Here is an 18,887-nt window from a genome sequence, read left to right on the forward strand (position 1 = left end):
GGAAATACAATAACTGTTTTCGACACCATTGTATTTCCTAATATTTTATTTAAAATTTAGAATCTGGATCGTAGTGGTCTTCAACGTTCTCTTTTGTAACTTGAGTTGCTTCTTTTACCACTACTGATTCTTCTGGATCTTCACCTTGTGCGATTTCTGCTGCAATTTCCACTGCATCTTCAACCATAGTTGGTGAGTATAAGAATGTTGCTGAAATGATCCCGTCTTCTTTGATATTGTCAAATACAGCCTTGCCGCCACCAGCACCCGTTACGAATTTAATATCTGTTCGACCTGATTCTTTAATTGCTTGGATTACACCTAAAGCCATTCCATCATCTTGTGTGAAAACAGCGTCAATCTGAGAATGTGCTTGTAATATGTTTTGCATAACTTCTAATGATTTTTCAGTTGAGAAATCCCCACTTTGTGAAGCGATTACTTCAATTCCTTCTTCTGCTTCCATCGCTGCTTTAAACCCTGCACCACGTTGCTCAGTTACGGAACTTGGTGGTCCTGTAATTTCCACAACTTTTCCTTTTCCTTCTAACTGCTCAATGAAGTATTTTCCAGCATTGACTCCGATGCCTTCATTGTCACCTTTTACAACGACAGTAGCCGCATCATTTTCTAATTCACGGTCAACAATTACTAATGGAATACCAGCGTCTTTAACTTTTTGTCCAACAGGAGTTAGCGCTGCTGACTCGATTGGAAGCATAACAATAACATCCACATCTTGAGCGATCAAATCATCTACATCGTTTGCTTGCTTGTTTGGATCAGTGGCATTGGTCATCACATACTCAATACCATCACTTTCTTTAAGTGCCTTTGCTTGATTTTCAGCACTTTCAATAAGCGCACCCATCCAACCATGTGTTGCAGAAGGCAAAGAAATACCAATTTTAAGCGCAGAATCTTTTGTTCCACCATCACTACTACTTCCCTCTTCACTACAAGCTACCAAACCAAATACTGTCACCAAAGACAAACATAAAACTAGAAATTTCTTCAAAATAATTCACCCCTTAGTTTTTTGTTCAAAAGCTCTCCCTATATGTAATCGATTACATTTACATCTAAGGTCAGCGCTCTAGGATTAAAACGGTTTAAACATAGAGCGCTGACCTCAGGTGTTTAATTACCCTAAAGTGGACCCGCGTATAACCAATTCATGATCTAAAATAATACTTTCAACCTCTTCACCTTTTATCTGACTGATCAACATTTTCGCAGCAATTGTTCCCATTTTATACATTGGCTGAGCGATTGTTGTTAAAGTCGGATTTGTCATATTGGAAAAATCAATTTTATCAAAACCTACTACTGCAATATCATTAGGAACGTGTAATCCATTAGTACTTATTTCCTTTAATGCTCCTATTGCTAATAGATCAGATACAGCAAATACCGCTGTCGGCCGGTCCTCAAGATTCAATATTTTTTTCATTGCCTGCTTGCCATTCTCAAACCCTAGATGTTGGGTGTGGATGATATAGTCATTGTTTACTAGTATACCCTGTTCTTCTAATGCCCTTTGATAACCAATTCTACGTTGTCTCGCGTATAAATATTTCTCATCCGAATTAATCAAAGCAATTTTTTCGTGACCAATTTTAATCAAATGTTTGACTGCGAGGTAAGAAGCTTCTTCGTTATCGATGGTTACGTATGGAATACCGCTATCGATTGCATATTCACTACACTGAATGATTGAATGCTTTTCTGCTAGTTTTATTAATGTTTCTACATTGACAGCAGGGTCCATCGAAATAATTCCATCCACCATCTTAGTCCTAACTAAATCAAAATATATATTCTCCCTTTCAGGATTCGAATCCGTTTCACATAAAAGGATATTGTAATTTTGACTGATCGCTACATTTTCAATCCCTTTGATTATTTCTAAATAGAAGGGGTTTGAAATCGTTGGAATTAATACTAATAGAATCCTACTTTCTGAATTCCTTAAGTTTCTACCCAGCATACTAGGTTCATAACTTAATTTTTTTATTGCATCTTCTACTTTAATTCTTGTTTTTGAGGCTACTGTATTTTGCCCGTTTAATACCCTAGATACTGTTGCTACAGAAACTCCCGCTTGTTTAGCAACTTGTTGGATATTTGCCATCTCGTGTGTCCTACCTTCTTTAACTTAACTGCAGTTTTTAATGAAAACGATTACATTTTTATAATAATATAGCCTGAAATATCTGTCAATACATAATTTTCTTCAAATTAAACGATTGATTTAATCGTTTAATTTATATAATTTGATTAATGTAATGGATTACATAACAGTGTATTCTGATAATTATATTATCATACTAATTCCCCAGCCCGTTTATAGCTGGGGAATATTTTACACTTACTTAAGATCACTAGTTTTTTTTAAGACGACGTCCATTCGCCCCCATTAACATGAAGCGTTTGTCCCGTTACATATCGTGAATCGTCTGAAGCCAGATAAACAAAGGTTGGAGCAAGTTCAAATGGTTGGCCTTGCCGCTCCATCGGATTATCGACCAATGGGACTTGATCTGCAGAGAAGCTCGACGGAATAAGTGGTGTCCACACTCTACCCGGAGCAACAGCGTTAACTCGGATTCCATCCTTTATTACATTGTTAGCCAAAGCTCGTGTGAATCCGACGTTAGCCCCTTTTGTTGCTGTGTAATCAATCAATTGCTTATTTCCAACATACGTCACAACTGAAGCTGTATTAATGATGGAACTGCCAGCTTTTAAGTATGGAAGTGCTGCTCGGGTTGTGTAGAAATGTGAATAGATATTCACCTTAAAGGTATCATCGAATTGTTCATCGGTGATATCAAGCAAACTTAATTGCTGAAACTGAATACCAACGTGGTTACAAAGAATATCGAGTTTCCCGAATGTTTCGATCGTTTTTTCTACAATGTCAATGCATTGCTGCTTGATTCTTAAATCACCTGGCATTAATAAACAGCGTTGTCCGAGTTCTTCAATTCTTCTTTCTGTTCGCTCCGCATCCTCGTGTTCATCTAGATAGGAAATGGCAATATCCGCGCCTTCCTTTGCAAAAGCGATGGCTACTGCTGCACCAATTCCACTGTCTCCTCCTGTAATGAGTGCGACTTTTCCTGTTAGTTTTCCGCTCCCTATATAGTTCGGATTTTCAATGATTGGCCGCGGAACCATCAATCTTTCTAAACCAGGCTGGCGAAGCTGACGTTGTTCCGGAACAGTGACAGGTACATCCTCGTATCGTGTTATTTTTCCGTAATTAGGATACATCGGATAGTCTTGCTCGGTTGGTTTATTTTGATTATTAGTATCTCGAGACATGGTACACCCTCCTAGAAAAAACAATATTCAGGTTACTTTATGTCGAAGTTCCCATAAAGTGAATGTTTCTTGTGATTGATAATTGAGTTACAACGATTAATTGATGGTAATTCCCTTCAGTACGGGCTCAGTTCTTTAGACAATTGAATAAGGTGAGAGGAAGAATGTTAAGGAGGTTTCGCTGTGCAAGACTATGAATATAGTCCTGAAGTAAAGTTATTGTTAATTGATCATTCAAATGAAAAAGTAGAGATGCTTTACAATGATAATCCTACTACTTGGCAAATGCCTAAAATAGGTCCTAGACCACCATATTACTATAATCCAAGATATGAGCAGTATTATCCGGTTATTTAGCATTCCTGTTTTTTGTGCTGAGTAGAGTTGTTTAGAATGAACAAAAAGAAAAGGGCCAATTCCAGGTCCTTTTCTGCGTTTTATTGAAGTATTGGCAACCTTAGTTGATTTGGAAGAAACGGACTTGAACTATTACAGTTCTAACGGCCTATTCATAATTCTTGTCTCTTTGTTATTTTCTTCTTTCACAATAAGATTCCCTTCTTAAATCGAACACAAAAAATCCTTAGGAAAAAGGGGTTGCTAAAAACAACTCCTTAATTTCCTAGGGATTTCATTTATATAATTACACCTTAAGTAAACCAAAAATACTAATCTCTATAGATTTTCATTCTGAAGGTGCTATGCAATAACATTCTTGATTTTTTATACAAATTGCATTTTAATACTATCCTTTAGCTACCTTAAGAATTTTATTACATTCTTTACACATAATCAAAGTGGGGCCTCCTAGCTGTTTAACTGTCGTCTGTAATTGATGCTCACATTTTTTTATAGGGATTACCTCCTTATTTTATAATGTTTGAATTACCAACTTTAAGAAATGCAACAATCGTTACGGTACTTTCTGTTAGTAAATTCATTTTTTAAAAACATCTCCAATTTGTATTTAAACAAGCCTTGTCTTATTTTTAATCAAACAGCTGTAACCTAGATATAAGCTAATCTATTAAAATCTCGAATAAGATTACATGGTATCAAATCGATAGGTAGTTTTTGAAAAATAAGACTTCTCAGGCACGACTATGCAAGAAGGAAATTCTTCATGATTTACTGCATCCGGTAATCCTTGTGTCTCAAGACAAACCCCATGATAGCGTTTTACTGGACAACCATTTACTTCAAACTGTCCTTCCACAAGCTGATTACCAGTATAAACAACAACTGCTGGTTGGCTCGTCTCAATTGTTAAAATTCTCCCACTCTTCTCATCTTCTAGGCGAATTAAACCTTCTTCAAGCTCAAATGGATGATCAAACCCCTGTTCAACGATTTGAATTTGTTCTTCAGTTGATTCAAATGCTTCATTTAAGTATCGCCCAGCTTGAAGGTCAAATACTGTTCCATCAACATCAATAAACTCACCTGTCGGCAAAGATTCTTTATTTAGTTCTAACACCCGTTTACTCGGTACAGTCAGTTTATGGTTATGAACGGTTTCCTTTGCGTTTCCAGATAAATTAAAGTAGCTATGATTTGTCATGTTAATTGGTGTTCTTTCATCAACTGTTGCTTCATATTCAGCAATTAACTCGTTTTTTATTAAACGATAACTTACTGTTACATCTACATTTCCTGGATAACCCATCTCCATCGCTTTGCTGTGGTATGTAAAAACGATTGCTTCATCAATCACATCTCCATTCCACACAACTTCACTAAAACCTAGTGGGCCACCATGCAAATGGTTGTGCCTCTCATTTGCGGGTAATACATACGTTTTCCCGCCCAATTCAAAAGAAGACTTACTAATTCGTCCAGCACAACGACCCACAATTGAACCGAAGTAAGGAGAATCTGTTTGATATTTTTCGAGATCATCCCCGAACCCCAGCACCACATTTTCAAAAGCTCCATAACGATTTGGCGTGTTAATTTCTGTAATCACGCACCCATAATTTAGAGCAGAGAATTTTATATATCCATTATCTAGAGTAAATCGGGACACCTCTTTACCATTGATAACTCCAATTTTTTGTTTCTGAATTGTTTTCAAAATTACCCACATCCTATCTAATCTTATATTGATATTCTTTTCTCATCCTGTTCACTCAAGCTCTCAATCTTGCTACTTTTGAATCTGCATGTACTGCATATTACTTCTTCAAGGTATTACACTTCACCAGAAGGTTTGAGCATCGGTGTATAAGCTGGTAGTGGTGTTCCAAAATTCGGTATTCCATCTTGATTCCAATGGATTTTTTGAATCCTAGGATTGCGAAGATGTCCCAATTTATGATTTCCTTCAGTCTCGGAAAACGAAAATGCGTGGTAGACGATCCAATCCTCCGTTTCATCTGGAGATTGGGTAAAGCTGTTATGACCTGGGGAAAATACACGGTTCTTTTCGTTCTTTGAAAAAACTGGTCCCGGATGCTTTACCCAAGAAATAGGATTCATTAAATTATCTGTGCCACTTGCTGTTAGCATTCCTAAACAATAATCATCTGACCATGTTGCACTTGCAGAAAAAATCAGAAAAAGTTTTCCATTTCTCTTTAGAAAAATAGGTCCCTCATTAATTGCCATTCCACCTTTTTTCTCCCATTCATCTGTTGGGGCAGATATTAATACGTTTTCTCCTGTAAGCGTCCACGGATTTTCCATTTTTGCTATATAAAGTGCTGATCCGTAATCAGGAAAATGTCCATATCCTGAATAAAGAAAATACAACTCATTTTTATGTTGAAGTACTGTTCCATCTAATCCAGGAAGTTCAGTATTCACAGCACCCTTAAAAATCCATTCACCTACCAATGGGTCTGGTGAAGAATTTTCCAGCACATATATACGACGAGTGTCATCTCCTCCACCATCGTTGGCAGTAAAATAAATGAACCATTTTCCATCAATATCATGTATTTCCGGGGCCCAAATATTACGACTATATGGACCTTCTGTAGGAGGAGTCCATATTGTTCTTTTATTTGCTGTCGCAACTCCCGTTATCGTTGAACTTTTCCAAAGAACAATACGATCAGACTTGGTAATCGTGAAATAATAGTTTCCATCTGTATGCTTATGAATATAAGGATCGGGACCGCTTTCAAGTATTGGGTTCATAAACACAGCTTCTTTTCTCTCAGTATCTACGGTATTCATTGTTGTTTCCATTATTCATACCTCCATGTTTGTTCTAAGTAATGAAAAAAATCGAAAAACTATTTAAATTCCTACTCAACCTCATTCTTTTTCATCTCAATTTTGACAAATATTAATAAAAAACTACAAGAGTGTGATATTAGTAGGAAATATGGACAAAAAATAGGTAGACACTTATGTTCCACCTATTTTTTAGATACCTATTATAATTTACTGTTTATCGTTTCTCTAAAACACTTAATAATCTTTCACTATCAGCAGACAATATTTCTTTTGCATTTTTAGACAAATTGTCTTCTCTTTCCTTTTTAAGAAATTTCATAAAATCAGTAAGATGTTTTGCTGATTGATCTAGCTTTCCTTTGTCCATGTGATGGTTGGACTGTTTTAATTTATTATTCAATTTTTTATAAACACTGTGACCAACGTCACCAGATTCTCTATACATATCTAGTAATTGCTGTATAGATGCATGACTTGGTACAAACGGTCTAACGAGGAAATTATCATATTCCGTATGATTATAGTGAGATCTAAACCCTACTTTTCCTTGAGTAATTGCCGTATTACTGCTGTCTGTATAATCTATCTTTGGAGTATTCATATCTCCAACAAATACTTTTATGTTTGTTCCATTCACAACCACTTTCATATGCTGCCATGTATTTAATGGATCCGTTATTTCTGCACCCTTTAGATATGTCCAATTATAATTAAATTTCCCTAAGTGAACGCCATCCTTATTCATATAAGCAACATACCCTTGCATAAAATCAGGATTATTTTGACCAAGTTCTATACCATTAGCTGGATTATTCACTCTAAAGATTAACCCACTGTCTCCTGTTCCAGCACCAGCGTTGATATCTGCTTCCACAATGTAGTCTTTCCACTCTTGATCGCCAATGACAGATTTTGCAAACGTTCCTGCACTTGAACTGTATTCTCCTTCTATATCAGGCTTTTCTTCTTCACTGTCTAATGAGAAATCGAGACTATAAAAGTCAAATTCTCCTTTTACCATTTCTACTTTAATTGTATGCTTTCCAGCAGGAAGAGAGATATTATTCTTTATAACACTAGACCAGTTATCCCAACCACCTGTTCGCGGAACATCAATAATACCTGTAAGATCTACCTTATCATCAAGCCATAATCTAATTTGGCTTCCTTCTAAATCGGTTGCGACTTTTATATCTAATTTATAATTGTCACTATTCTCTATATCAACATTATACTTTAACCATTCTCCTGCTTGGTTCCAACCAACATTATAACCATATTCCGGATTTACTCTAACATCCACGTTGTCTAGCCGATACTCGCCTCCAATGTTTTCGACTGAGTTGTCGTGGTAAGCAACACCTTCACCACCGGTAATATAATCTACTGCCATTATTTTACTTGGTAGTTTCTTATGTTGATCAAAAGTGTGAAACATAAGTCTTGATAAATCAAAATCTCCTTGAACGACTTCCACTTTTATTGTATGTTTTCCAGCAGGTAGTGAAATATCCTGTAATGAAACATTTTGCCAATTATTTAAATCTCCAGTATTCAGAATGTCGATATCGCCTGTTAAATCAATCTCATCATCTAAGATGACTTTTACTTTGGAACCTTCTTGTATGGATGAAACAACCATATCAAGACCGTATTTACCCTCTTTAAGAATATCTACATCATACTTTATCCATTCTCCAGTCTCATTCCAGCCAACGGCAAAGCCACCTTCTGGATTAGAACGAATATCTACTGAATCATCTCGATATTTCCCTCCAATGTTTTCTTCAGTTTTATCGTGATAAGCAACTCCTTCGCCGCCAAGATTATAATCTTCAGCTTCTATAATTCCAGGCAAAGGTTTATGAATATCAAAAGAATTAAATCGTATCCTAGAAAAGTCAAATTCTCCTTCTACGATTTCCACTTTGATTGTGTGATTTCCTTCTGGTAAGGTGACCCCTCTCTTACCAACAGGTTGCCAATTATTCCAATCACCAGTGTTAGGTACATCCATTATGCCAGTCAAATCTGTATCGTCATCTAACCATAACCTTACTTTTGCATCATTAAAGGTTGTTGCCGCATCAAGCTGAACATTATACATACCTGTTTCTTTTACAGAAACATTGTACTTAAACCATTCTCCTGTCTGGTTCCAGCCAACAGCTGTGCCACCTTGGGGCTTATTACGTATATCAACTGAATCTCCTCTTAATACTCCACCTATATTTTCAAGTGTTGTTTCATGATAGGCTACTCCTTCTCCACCAGTAATATAATAGGCAGCATCTATTGAACCAGGAATAAGCTTGTACGCATCAAATGTACTAGGCTCGTCTGTATCAACTGTCCAATGCCCTTCAATTTCATTCCAATTATTAGAATCACTGTCATTAAAATTATCAAAAAGAACATCAACTTCTTTATTCTTTTGAAATTTCATACTAGAAAAATCGAATTCTCCTTTTACTACTTCAACCTTAATTGTGTGCTTACCTTTGGGTAGATCGAGCTCTTCAAGAGAAAATGTTTCCTTAGTTTCTGTATGAGGAATATTTACTACCCCTGTCAAATCTTTAGAATCATCTAACCATAGTCTCACTTGTGAGTCTTCGGTTGATGACGCTACTCTTAAATCTACGTTGTACAATCCATTTTCTTCTATATTCACATTGTATTTAAGCCATTCTCCCTGTTCATTAGATCCAATATTGAATCCACCTTCAGGATTTATTTTAATATCTACATCGTCATGCCTATATTGTTTACCGTTGTTATCATTTGTCTTGTCATGATAACCAACACCTTCACCACCAGTATTATAATGGACTGCTTCGATTTTACCTGGCAAAGGTTTAAATGCATCAAATACATTACTTCCATCTACTTTATTACTAAAAGCAGTATAACTAAATTCCGCATGGACATCTGAGGTAGTGTACCCTATTTTTCCACCGTTAATATGATTAACTTCGCGGGTTTGCTTTAGCATACCATCAACAAAAATCTTAAATGTTGTGTCTGATTTCTCAACTCTAATTTGATGTAATTTAGAAAAGTCATAACCATCCGGAAGATCTGACGTCTCCCACGCTTGATCAACTCCATCTACTCGGAATGATGTTTCAAGTTGATTATTTTTTGGACTCAATACTGCAACTCCATAGTTATCTTCATCCGTATATGAGAAAACCACACCTAATCGAGGATTACTACTAGTACCTTGTTCGATTTTTTTCATATTGAATTCCGCTGTATATTCTGATTCAGTGGTATCTGTAGTTATTTGTCGGTACCAGGTCGTATCGCCAATTTTTTCTTGTTGCAGCCAATCAGGCTTGTCAGGAGAAATACTCCAATTTCCTCCATTTATTTTCGCCCAATCCTCTCCAATCGATGATCGATTAAAGCGATCACTGAAGACGGGTAAATCGGGGTTAGGCTGTGAAGAAGTGGTTGGCCCAAGAACTAGCATCTTATCTCCATTCCAAGCAATACGATCCATGTTCATCCTACGACCAGGATTTGCATGACTATGATAAACCATATACTCAGAGTCAAGATCTGGTCCACGTACGATTGAATTATGACCTAATCCTACATTTGATCCTTCTGTATTAATTAAGATAGGGTTTTGTTCTAGAATATTAGAGAAACCTGAAATTGGAGAATCACTACTTGCATAATCAACTCGATACGCTTTGTTCCAGACGTGATTTCCAGTATACGTCATATGATACTTATTATTTCTTTTAATGACCGTTGCACCCTCAGTCCAACCACTCATTTCGGCTCCAGTATCTGACACTTTTCCGAATGTATACGGATTAGTCATTGGCCGTGCATCAATTCTATTAGATCCTGTACTATAAAAATACCATTTGCCATCATCATCAATGAAAACATGCCCGTCAATACCCATTCCTAAATTGGTCGTTTGTTTGACAAATGGTCCAAGAGGGCTAGAGCTTTTATACACATAATGTCCATTCCCACCTGGGGATGTGTACATGTAAAATTCTCCATTCCAATAAACTACCTCTGGTGCATAAGCAGCTTTCGTGGTCGGTTCCTCAGTAACAATACCTCCATAATCCCAATTAACCAAATCCTCTGACAACCATACTTTTACTCCACTCTTATCATCTACTGTACTAACATAAAGATAATAGGTTCCATTATGATTTAAAATATAAGGATCGCCTTCACCGTAAAAGGCTCCACCATCCCATTTCCAAGAATCAGTTAACTTTAATGGGTTACTATAAGCAAAAGATGAGTAAGGAACAGAAAGTATAAAGCAAACAATTATAATAATTGATACAAACTTTTTCAGGAAAATCCTCTCCTTTTCATATAGCTATAATACGTACTACTAATGAAACCGATAAAAATCCCATTTTACAATTGTGAAATTTTCTACTTACTTCTATAACATACAAATTTCATCAAACTTTTCATTACCTCCTTCTATTTATGTAAACGTTAACATTTAATAATAGTTTATTAGTATACTAAATTTAATACTATATTAGGTCTTTAGTTTATTCATAGTATTTATTTTTCACATTTACAGCAAAAGCAAACTATTGAAAATGGATATAGAAATCAGAGTGCTAACGAATAGGTACCCTGACTTGTACTACTTCATTAGTTTCCTTATAAGGTCTATTTCAAAGAAATTTGTGTATGATAATTCCCCATCTTTGAAATCGATTTGTTTTTAGCTAATGCTAATATTCCAGATGATAGAAACATCAAAGATCCTACAATATCCATTAGGAAATAAGTAACTAATCCCAACAAGATAAACCAAATTGGTTTTTTATATTCTACCTCATCATCCTTTAAAGTTTTTGCTAAATATAAGTTAACTACTCCCATAACAACAAATAACATACCAAATGTTACAGTAAACATATATAAACTACCAAAGATTGATTGTGTAGCTTCTAATTTTGCAAATGTGTTTTCTGTTGATCTTAACCCTTCTTTCTTTATTAGAGAAGCATAGAAGAAAATAGTAAGGAGACCTGAACCCATTTGCCATATAGAACCGATTGTTATTAGTCTTCTTTCAAGCTTTCTATTCACAATAAGACACCTCCTTAACTTAAGAAACATCGTGTTTCTTCAAAATAATAATGAAGAAACAGCCTGTTCCTTATCCTTTTACACCAGAAGATAAAGAAAGAGATTCCATAAAATACTTTTGTGTAAACAGATACAAAATAAATGTTGGAATGATCGCTATTAATGCAACCGTTAATGAAAGTGAGATATCAAGTACATACATCCCTTGGGCTAGCTGTAACCCTGGAGTAATTGGCATTTTCTCTATATCATTAAACACAATAGATGGCCATAGAAAGTCATTCCACGACGCAGTAAACGTAAATAATGCAACTACAGTTAGTACAGGTCTAATGAGAGGTAGTATTAATTTGGTGAAGATTTGAAAATCAGATGCCCCATCAACTCTAGCAGATTCATCAAATTCTTTAGGGATACCCGCCATAAATTGTCTAATTAAAAAAATGTTGAACACCCCAGCAGCACCTGGAACAATTGCTGCAAGATAACTATTTACCCATCCGAATGTATCGATAATCTTATATAAAGGAATAAGGTTTACAACAGCTGGAAACATCATTGTCGCCATTAAAAAGACAAATATAGCGTCTCTCCCTTTAAATTTCATTCTTGAGTATCCATAACCCGCCAATGAAACAATGACTAATACTAAAACCGTTTGTGATACTGATATAATCAATGAATTCATAAACCACTTAGCTAATGGAGCACTTGTATTATTAAATAGAACTTCCTGGTAGTTCGTGATAACCCAATGGATTGGTAAAATAGTAAAACCACTTGATTGCAGATCGGCCTCTACCTTAAATGATGTTAAAAATGAATATGCTAATGGAACGATCCAAATAAAAGCCATAAAAAGTAAAAATAGTAACGAAACAATCTTTGTAACTGGTTTTTTATTCAACGAAAAGCACCTCCTAATTACGTTGTCTTAATAAGAAGAATTGGATTGCAGATACGACCATAATACATAACCCTAATATAACAGCCATCGCAGAAGCAATTCCCGCAATAGATATTCCAGAACCAAATGCATTCTCTTGGATATACATTAATAAAACTGAGGTAGAACTACTTGGTCCGCCTTTAGTTAACATTAGCGGTTGTCCATATACGTTAAACTGAGCGATTGTAGTGATAACTACTGTATATAATAATTGAGCCTTTATGCTTGGAAGAGTGATTTTAAAGAACTTTTGAATACTTCCTGCTCCATCTATTGAGGCTGCTTCATATAAATCTTTAGATATCCCGTTAAGTGCAGCCTGGTATATGATCATATTCGCTCCTATACTCCACCACACCGTTACAATAACTAATGTAAACCAAGCGTAAGGCTGAGTAGCTACCCAGTTTGTATCAGTATCAAAAAAATGATTAATTGGTCCGTATGAAACATGAAATAGCATCGTAAAGATAATCATAACTGCTGAAACTGAAAACAATGTTGGCGCATAAAATAATGCCTGGAAAAATTTCATTCCTTTTGGTTTCGCATTAAGACCCGCAGCTAAGAGTAAAGGAACAGCAATACAAGCAGGTACAGTAAAAAGTACAAATTTAAATGTATTAAACAAACCTGTACGAAGTTGATCGTAAAATAAAGATTCTTGATTAAATAATAACTCTTTATAGTTGGCTAACCCTACAAATTCGGGTTCACTAATTAGATCCCAGTTAGTAAATGAAATGTAAACACCATATAAAGTGGGCATCAAGAAAAATATTAAAAACAACACTAAATGAGGACCAATGTATATATAGGGAGATATATTAAATCCTTTTCCTGAACTTGGACTATTTATTAACGATGGAGACAAATTAGCTTTTTTATTCACACCTAAATTATTCATACTAGTTAACTCCTATTCTCTTTTTATCGAATAGAGAGAGAACTCCTATTTTTCATAATAATAGGAATCCTCCATAGTTTCATTTATATCAGGGTAGCTAAACTCCTATTTACGAACTAGTAGTTTATTATTCTTTGGCTTTAGTATTCACTTTATCTTCAACTGCTTTTTGAGCTGCTTCTAGTCCTTTTTCAATTTCTAATTTACCGAAAATTGCATCACCAACAAGCTTATCAATTTCATCAACTACAAATCCATTGTATTTATAATCAAAGATTTTTAGTGATTTTTGTAGTTCTGGATCTTTAAGTAAAAACGATTGTGGTAGATCTTGATATTTTGGATCATCCAGTGTTTCTAATGCTGCTGGATTTTGTCCAGCTTCAGCCCAAGGTAAAGAATTCTCTCTTACATAATCAAGAAATTTCATAATGCCTTCTGTTTTCTCTTCAGATCTCTCTTCGCTTTTTAACATAACGAATTGGTGAGAGGAGGTCCAGTTGACAATTTTATCAGGTGAAACTTGAGGAAAGTTAGTTAATCCCCAATTTAAATCTTTAGATTCATTCAAGCTATTCTGCATCCAAATCCCTTCTGGATAGAAGATTGCTTTTCCTGTTCTAAATAGCTGACCTGGATCTTCACCATCTTTTTGTGTAAGCTTATCGTCTACAAATGACTTTAATAATTCTAACGTTTCAACTGCTTCAGGTGTATTAAGTGTTGGTGTCTCACCATCGTTTGTGATGTCGCCGCCTAATTGATGGTATATAGATAAGAAAATCGGTCTAGTCCAAGTTATACCCATAGGCTTAATACCATCTTTAGTCGATAATTCACCCATTTCTCTCATTTCATCAAATGTTATGACATTATCTTCTAGAGCATTTGGACCATATTTTTCAACAAGTTCTTTATTATAATACATAACAAAACTGTGTACATCTAAAGGAACGCTGTATCTACTTCCATCTAATTCACCAATATTCCATCCAGCTGGCACATAATTTCCTGCCTTAATCTCAGGGTGACTATCTAGCTGATCATCAAAAGTAGAAAGCATATCATTTTCCTTAAACATTTTAATTCTTTCAGCATGGACTACTGTTAAATCAGGAATACCTTTTCCTGAATTTACAACGGTCGGGATTTTTGTGTACATATCATCCGCACCAATTGATACGTTTTTAATCTTCATTTCTGGGTCTGTCTTATTATATGCATCCACTATTTGCTTCATATTTTCACCATCTGGCCCTGTAAAAGGATTCCAATAGACAATTTCATTTTTTGATGAACCTGATGAGCTACACCCTGCTAATGCAAAGATGAATATAAATAGTAATGAGAACATTAAAGCTGTTTTTTTCTTCATTTTTATACCCCCGATTTTCAATGTTATTTGACATAAACCGTTTAAACTTCTAATTCCTCCTCTCAATAGTTAAAGCGTTTTCATTTTTCTACCTATCTCTCTAAAACTATCCTACTATATTTGAATCCCTTGACTGAAAAACAATAGAGTTCCAGTCAAAAGAGATCACACACTTATTTATTGCTTCTACTAACTAAAGGAATAATGTGTTTATAACTGAATGGGTACATACGACTGTATTCAATTTGCTATTAATTTTCTTTAATTACAAGAATATAAATAGTTTTTACTTTACAACTTGTGCATGCCACCTATTATTAATGTCCTTTATTTTATTCAAATCACATTTCGGTTTACGATCATACGTCAAAATACCGTTAATTTCCTGTTCTACATCTGTTAATTGTGTATAACAGAAACCATGTAATGAACTAGATTCATATACTGCTTTCATTACTCGTTCATAATCGCTTAGATAATCTTCTTCATTTGTAACAGATGTATAGCCCCACCCACTTTCATCCCCTACTTTAAAGCCAATACCCCCAAACTCCGTTAAAAGAATAGGTTCACCCTCATGTGAGAATCCTTCAGTATAAATCCTTTTACCGTTTGGTCGTGAATATAGTAATTCTTCAGTAGTTGATAGATCAATCCGAAAGGCGTTGTATTTTTCAACTTCATCTTTTTGTCCATGATTATAGTTATGAATTGCACAGATATCTGTCTTCGTTAATTCCCAACCATCATTTGATATAACTAATCGTGTTGTATCAAGTGAATGGATTAAATGATACATTGCTAACGAATGGTGCTTTTGTTGATCATTATTGCAAATTAATGGAACACCCCAACTTTCGTTTATGGGTACCCATGTCACAATACATGGATGATTGTAGTCACGATCAATGATCTCAATCCATTCCTTTGTTAAACGGGCAACAGCGTCTTCACTATACGATGGAGATGCAGCACATTCCCCCCATACTAAGAACCCTAGTTGATCTGCCCAATAAAGAAAGCGAGGATCTTCAACCTTCTGATGTTTTCGACAACCATTAAAGCCCATTTCTTTAGACAATTCGATATCTTTCTTTAAATCTAGATCAGTAGGAGCCGTTAACAAGCCTTCCGGCCAATACCCTTGATCCAGGACTAATTTTTGATAATAAGGTTTGTTGTTTAAATAAACCATTCCGTTTTCTGTATGAATTTTTCTCATACCAAAATAAGAATTAATTTCATCAATAAGCCTATCTTCTTCTTTTAAACGAATCACAACGTCGAATAAATTCGGATTTTCCGGTGTCCAATTCCATCCGACATGGTGGAAGCCCGTTCTAAAAATTTTTTGATTATAGAGATTAATAGAACGTTTCGTATAAACTTCATGTACTTTTAACGTTTCACTTGCTACACTTTCTCCATTAAAGGTGATATCAAATTCTACATCTTTATTTAGATAGTCTCCTGAAATTTCAAAATCAATATGAATATCACCTTTGTCTATATCTGGTGTGAACCTAACCTTATTTATATGAGTTTTGTTCACTGCTTCCAACCATACAGTTTGCCAAATACCAGTAGTCCTTGTATACCAAATCGCTGCTGATTCTTCAATCCAGTATTGCTTTCCTCTAGGAATGGTTTCATCTGTAGAAGGATCTTCAACTCTTACTACAAGTGATTGCTTTCCATCTTGTAGATAGTTTGATATATCGAATGAAAAGGATGTGTGACCACCTTCATGAGAACCCACTAGCTTTTCATTGATGTACACCATTGCCCGATAGTCTACAGCACCAAAATGCAATACGATTTGCTTGCCATTCATCGACTCTGGAACTTCGAATTCACGACTATACCACACCCAATCGTGAAAAGTAGGATCGTCAATTCCGCTAAGTTTTGTTTGATATGCAAAAGGAACATTTATTTTTTGTTTGAACTCTCTGTTTTTTTTAAACCATTTTTCTTCTAATCCTATATTCAAATCATCAAATTCAAAATCCCATTCACCATTTAAATTTAACCAGTCTTTTCTCTTTAATTGTGGGCGAGGATACTCTTGTCGAAACGTCATATAATTCTCCTTTTCGTTACAATCAATTATTTACAATTAATGTCCTTAATCTTCTTTAATTCAACCTTAGGGGTTCTATCTTCATTCAGTAGTCCATTCACCTCTTGCTGTACATCTGTAATTTGTGTGTAACAGAATCCGCTTATATATGGAGTATCTTTAATTGCTTGAGTAATAGATTCATAGCGATGTAGGAAATCTTCCTCACTCTTTACCTGATTCCCATATCCCCATCCTTTTTCTGAATTAAATGCAATACCGCCATATTCACTTATGATGATTGGCTGTCCTTTATATTCATAGCCTTGTGCCATCGCATGTTTAAAATTATTAAAGGCAATATCATTGCTAACAACCTTGTCTTTACTTGCATAGCGAGTCAAGAATTCATCACCATATTCTACATAGTCATGTAAAGTGATAATGTCTGATACTGTATGCTCCCAACCATCGTTCACAATAACCGGTCTCATGCTATCTATTGCTTTTGTAAGATGATAAATTCCCTCTGTAAAATTTTGTTGCTTACGATCTGTATAAATATTTTTCACACCCCAAGATTCATTAAATGGGGTCCATGTAATGATACTTGGGTGGTTATAGTGTTGTTTAACTACCTCAATCCACTCTTCTGTAAAGTTTTGAACAGCCTCATCAGAAAACTCGTAAGTTGCAGCCATTTCAGACCAAACGAGGAGTCCTTTTTTATCAGCCCAATAAAGGAATCGTTGATCTTCAACCTTCATATGTTTTCTAACCCCGTTAAAGCCCATTTCTAATGTTTTCTCAATATCATCAATGATTGCTTTATCAGTAGGTGGGGTTAAATGTGACTCTTCCCAATATCCTTGGTCCAGAATAAGCTTTTGGTATAGAGGAATATTGTTAAGTAGTACATTACCGTTTTCTACAGAAATCTTTCTCATACCAAAGTATGACTGTACTTTATCTATAGCCTTTCCATCCCTGTATAAAGTAAATTCTACATCATACAAATTAGGTGCTTGAGGACTCCATTGGACAACTCTCCAATGGTGAAACTCACTTGCAATATTCGTCTTGATTGTATGATTTGGGCGGTTAACTGTTAGATCAAATGCTTTTATCGGCTGCCCTTCAAAAGTTATCGAAGTTCTTATGACTAATGGTTGATTAATATCCCCTGAAACTTCATAGGTAAATTCAACTGATTCGGTATCAATATCAGGCGTTATTTTAACAGCTTGAACATTTACTTCATTTAAAAACTCAAGCCATACAGTTTGCCAAATCCCAGTTGTTTGGACATACCAGCATTCATAACTACTATCTAACCACCTTTGTTTTCCACGTGGTTGAAAACAGCTCTGGCTATCTTCAATCTTTACCACAATGTTTAGGGAATCAGATTTTTTTGTATAATCAGTAATATTAAAAGAGAATGCAATCTGACCTCCTTTATGCTCACCAACAAATATTCCGTTCACCCATAACTTTGTTATGTAATCAGCTGCTTGAAAATGAAGTACGACGTCTTTATCTTCATACTCACTAGGTATTGTTATGGATCTTTGGTACCATATATTCGGACAGAATGTTTCCTCTCCAATTCCACTTAATTTTGTTTCATATGTGAAAGGAACAACTATTTTTTTATCAAAATTTGTTTCTTTGTACCATTGTTCCTTTTCACCTTTAGCTTCTTTATCAAATTTGAAATTCCACTCACCGTTTAGATTCATCCACTCTGCTCTTTCAAATTGCGGGCGTGGATATTCGCTTCTTGGGATTTTTATACTTTTCATTTCATATGTCTCCTTTGTCTAACTTTATTAAAATATTAGGTACTTATTTAATTTCAGATAGATTCATTAAAAGAAAGTGCTTACATTCTGAATTTTACAATAAACAAACCTGAAATAGTATACTAAATTTAGTATAAATTATACTTTTTATATTAAGTGATTAGCGGTTCTTTTATTTA

The 18,887-nt window shown here is 35.1% G+C and carries 13 protein-coding genes; 1 reads left to right on the forward strand and 12 read right to left on the reverse strand.

Annotation, left to right across the window (positions count from 1 at the left end; translation table 11 throughout):
* Positions 1-49: 49 nt before the first annotated feature.
* The 3 genes from ACFFIX_RS02665 to ACFFIX_RS02675 all read right to left on the reverse strand — a co-directional run bounded on the left by ACFFIX_RS02665 (position 50) and on the right by ACFFIX_RS02675 (position 3,330).
* On the reverse strand, positions 50-1,018 hold the full coding sequence (locus tag ACFFIX_RS02665; RefSeq protein ID WP_378930209.1) for a substrate-binding domain-containing protein: 969 nt from the start codon (positions 1,016-1,018) through the stop codon (positions 50-52).
* Positions 1,019-1,144: 126 nt separating this feature from the next.
* A complete protein-coding gene (locus ACFFIX_RS02670) occupies positions 1,145-2,134 on the reverse strand; it encodes a LacI family DNA-binding transcriptional regulator (protein ID WP_378930211.1) in 990 nt (329 codons plus the stop codon).
* A gap of 260 nt (positions 2,135-2,394) precedes the next feature.
* Positions 2,395-3,330: an SDR family oxidoreductase gene (locus ACFFIX_RS02675; protein WP_378930213.1), complete on the reverse strand. Its 936-nt coding sequence runs from the start codon at positions 3,328-3,330 to the stop codon at positions 2,395-2,397.
* 183 nt (positions 3,331-3,513) lie between these two features.
* Between ACFFIX_RS02675 and ACFFIX_RS02680 the strand changes: the two genes are divergently transcribed.
* A complete protein-coding gene (locus tag ACFFIX_RS02680; RefSeq protein WP_378930215.1) occupies positions 3,514-3,687 on the forward strand; it encodes a hypothetical protein in 174 nt (57 codons plus the stop codon).
* A 688-nt stretch (positions 3,688-4,375) separates the two neighbouring features.
* Here ACFFIX_RS02680 and ACFFIX_RS02685 read toward each other — a convergent pair.
* From ACFFIX_RS02685 to ACFFIX_RS02725, 9 genes are all read right to left on the reverse strand, one after another.
* Complete coding sequence (locus ACFFIX_RS02685; protein ID WP_378930217.1) at positions 4,376-5,404, reverse strand: aldose epimerase family protein; 1,029 nt, start codon at positions 5,402-5,404, stop codon at positions 4,376-4,378.
* Between the two features lie 116 nt (positions 5,405-5,520).
* Positions 5,521-6,522 (reverse strand): glycoside hydrolase family 43 protein, encoded by a 1,002-nt coding sequence (locus ACFFIX_RS02690; RefSeq protein WP_378930219.1) that lies wholly within the window; start codon positions 6,520-6,522, stop codon positions 5,521-5,523.
* A gap of 205 nt (positions 6,523-6,727) precedes the next feature.
* Positions 6,728-10,858: a carbohydrate-binding protein gene (locus ACFFIX_RS02695; protein ID WP_378930370.1), complete on the reverse strand. Its 4,131-nt coding sequence runs from the start codon at positions 10,856-10,858 to the stop codon at positions 6,728-6,730.
* 326 nt (positions 10,859-11,184) lie between these two features.
* Entirely contained in the window at positions 11,185-11,610 is a 426-nt protein-coding gene (locus ACFFIX_RS02700) for a hypothetical protein (RefSeq protein ID WP_378930221.1), read from the reverse strand.
* Between the two features lie 70 nt (positions 11,611-11,680).
* The gene (locus ACFFIX_RS02705; RefSeq protein ID WP_378930223.1) at positions 11,681-12,517 is read right to left on the reverse strand and encodes a carbohydrate ABC transporter permease; all 837 of its coding nucleotides are present in this window, start codon (positions 12,515-12,517) and stop codon (positions 11,681-11,683) included.
* Positions 12,518-12,530: 13 nt separating this feature from the next.
* Positions 12,531-13,466, reverse strand: coding sequence for a carbohydrate ABC transporter permease (locus ACFFIX_RS02710; RefSeq protein ID WP_378930225.1), 936 nt, complete (start codon positions 13,464-13,466; stop codon positions 12,531-12,533).
* A 127-nt stretch (positions 13,467-13,593) separates the two neighbouring features.
* A complete protein-coding gene (locus ACFFIX_RS02715) occupies positions 13,594-14,841 on the reverse strand; it encodes an extracellular solute-binding protein (RefSeq protein WP_378930227.1) in 1,248 nt (415 codons plus the stop codon).
* A 286-nt stretch (positions 14,842-15,127) separates the two neighbouring features.
* On the reverse strand, positions 15,128-16,924 hold the full coding sequence (locus ACFFIX_RS02720; protein WP_378930232.1) for a glycoside hydrolase family 2 protein: 1,797 nt from the start codon (positions 16,922-16,924) through the stop codon (positions 15,128-15,130).
* 26 nt (positions 16,925-16,950) lie between these two features.
* Entirely contained in the window at positions 16,951-18,708 is a 1,758-nt protein-coding gene (locus ACFFIX_RS02725) for a glycoside hydrolase family 2 protein (protein WP_378930234.1), read from the reverse strand.
* Positions 18,709-18,887: the final 179 nt, after the last annotated feature.

It is taken from the genome of Metabacillus herbersteinensis, assembly GCF_042433335.1.
Classification (GTDB): Bacteria; Bacillota; Bacilli; order Bacillales; family Bacillaceae; genus Metabacillus; species Metabacillus herbersteinensis.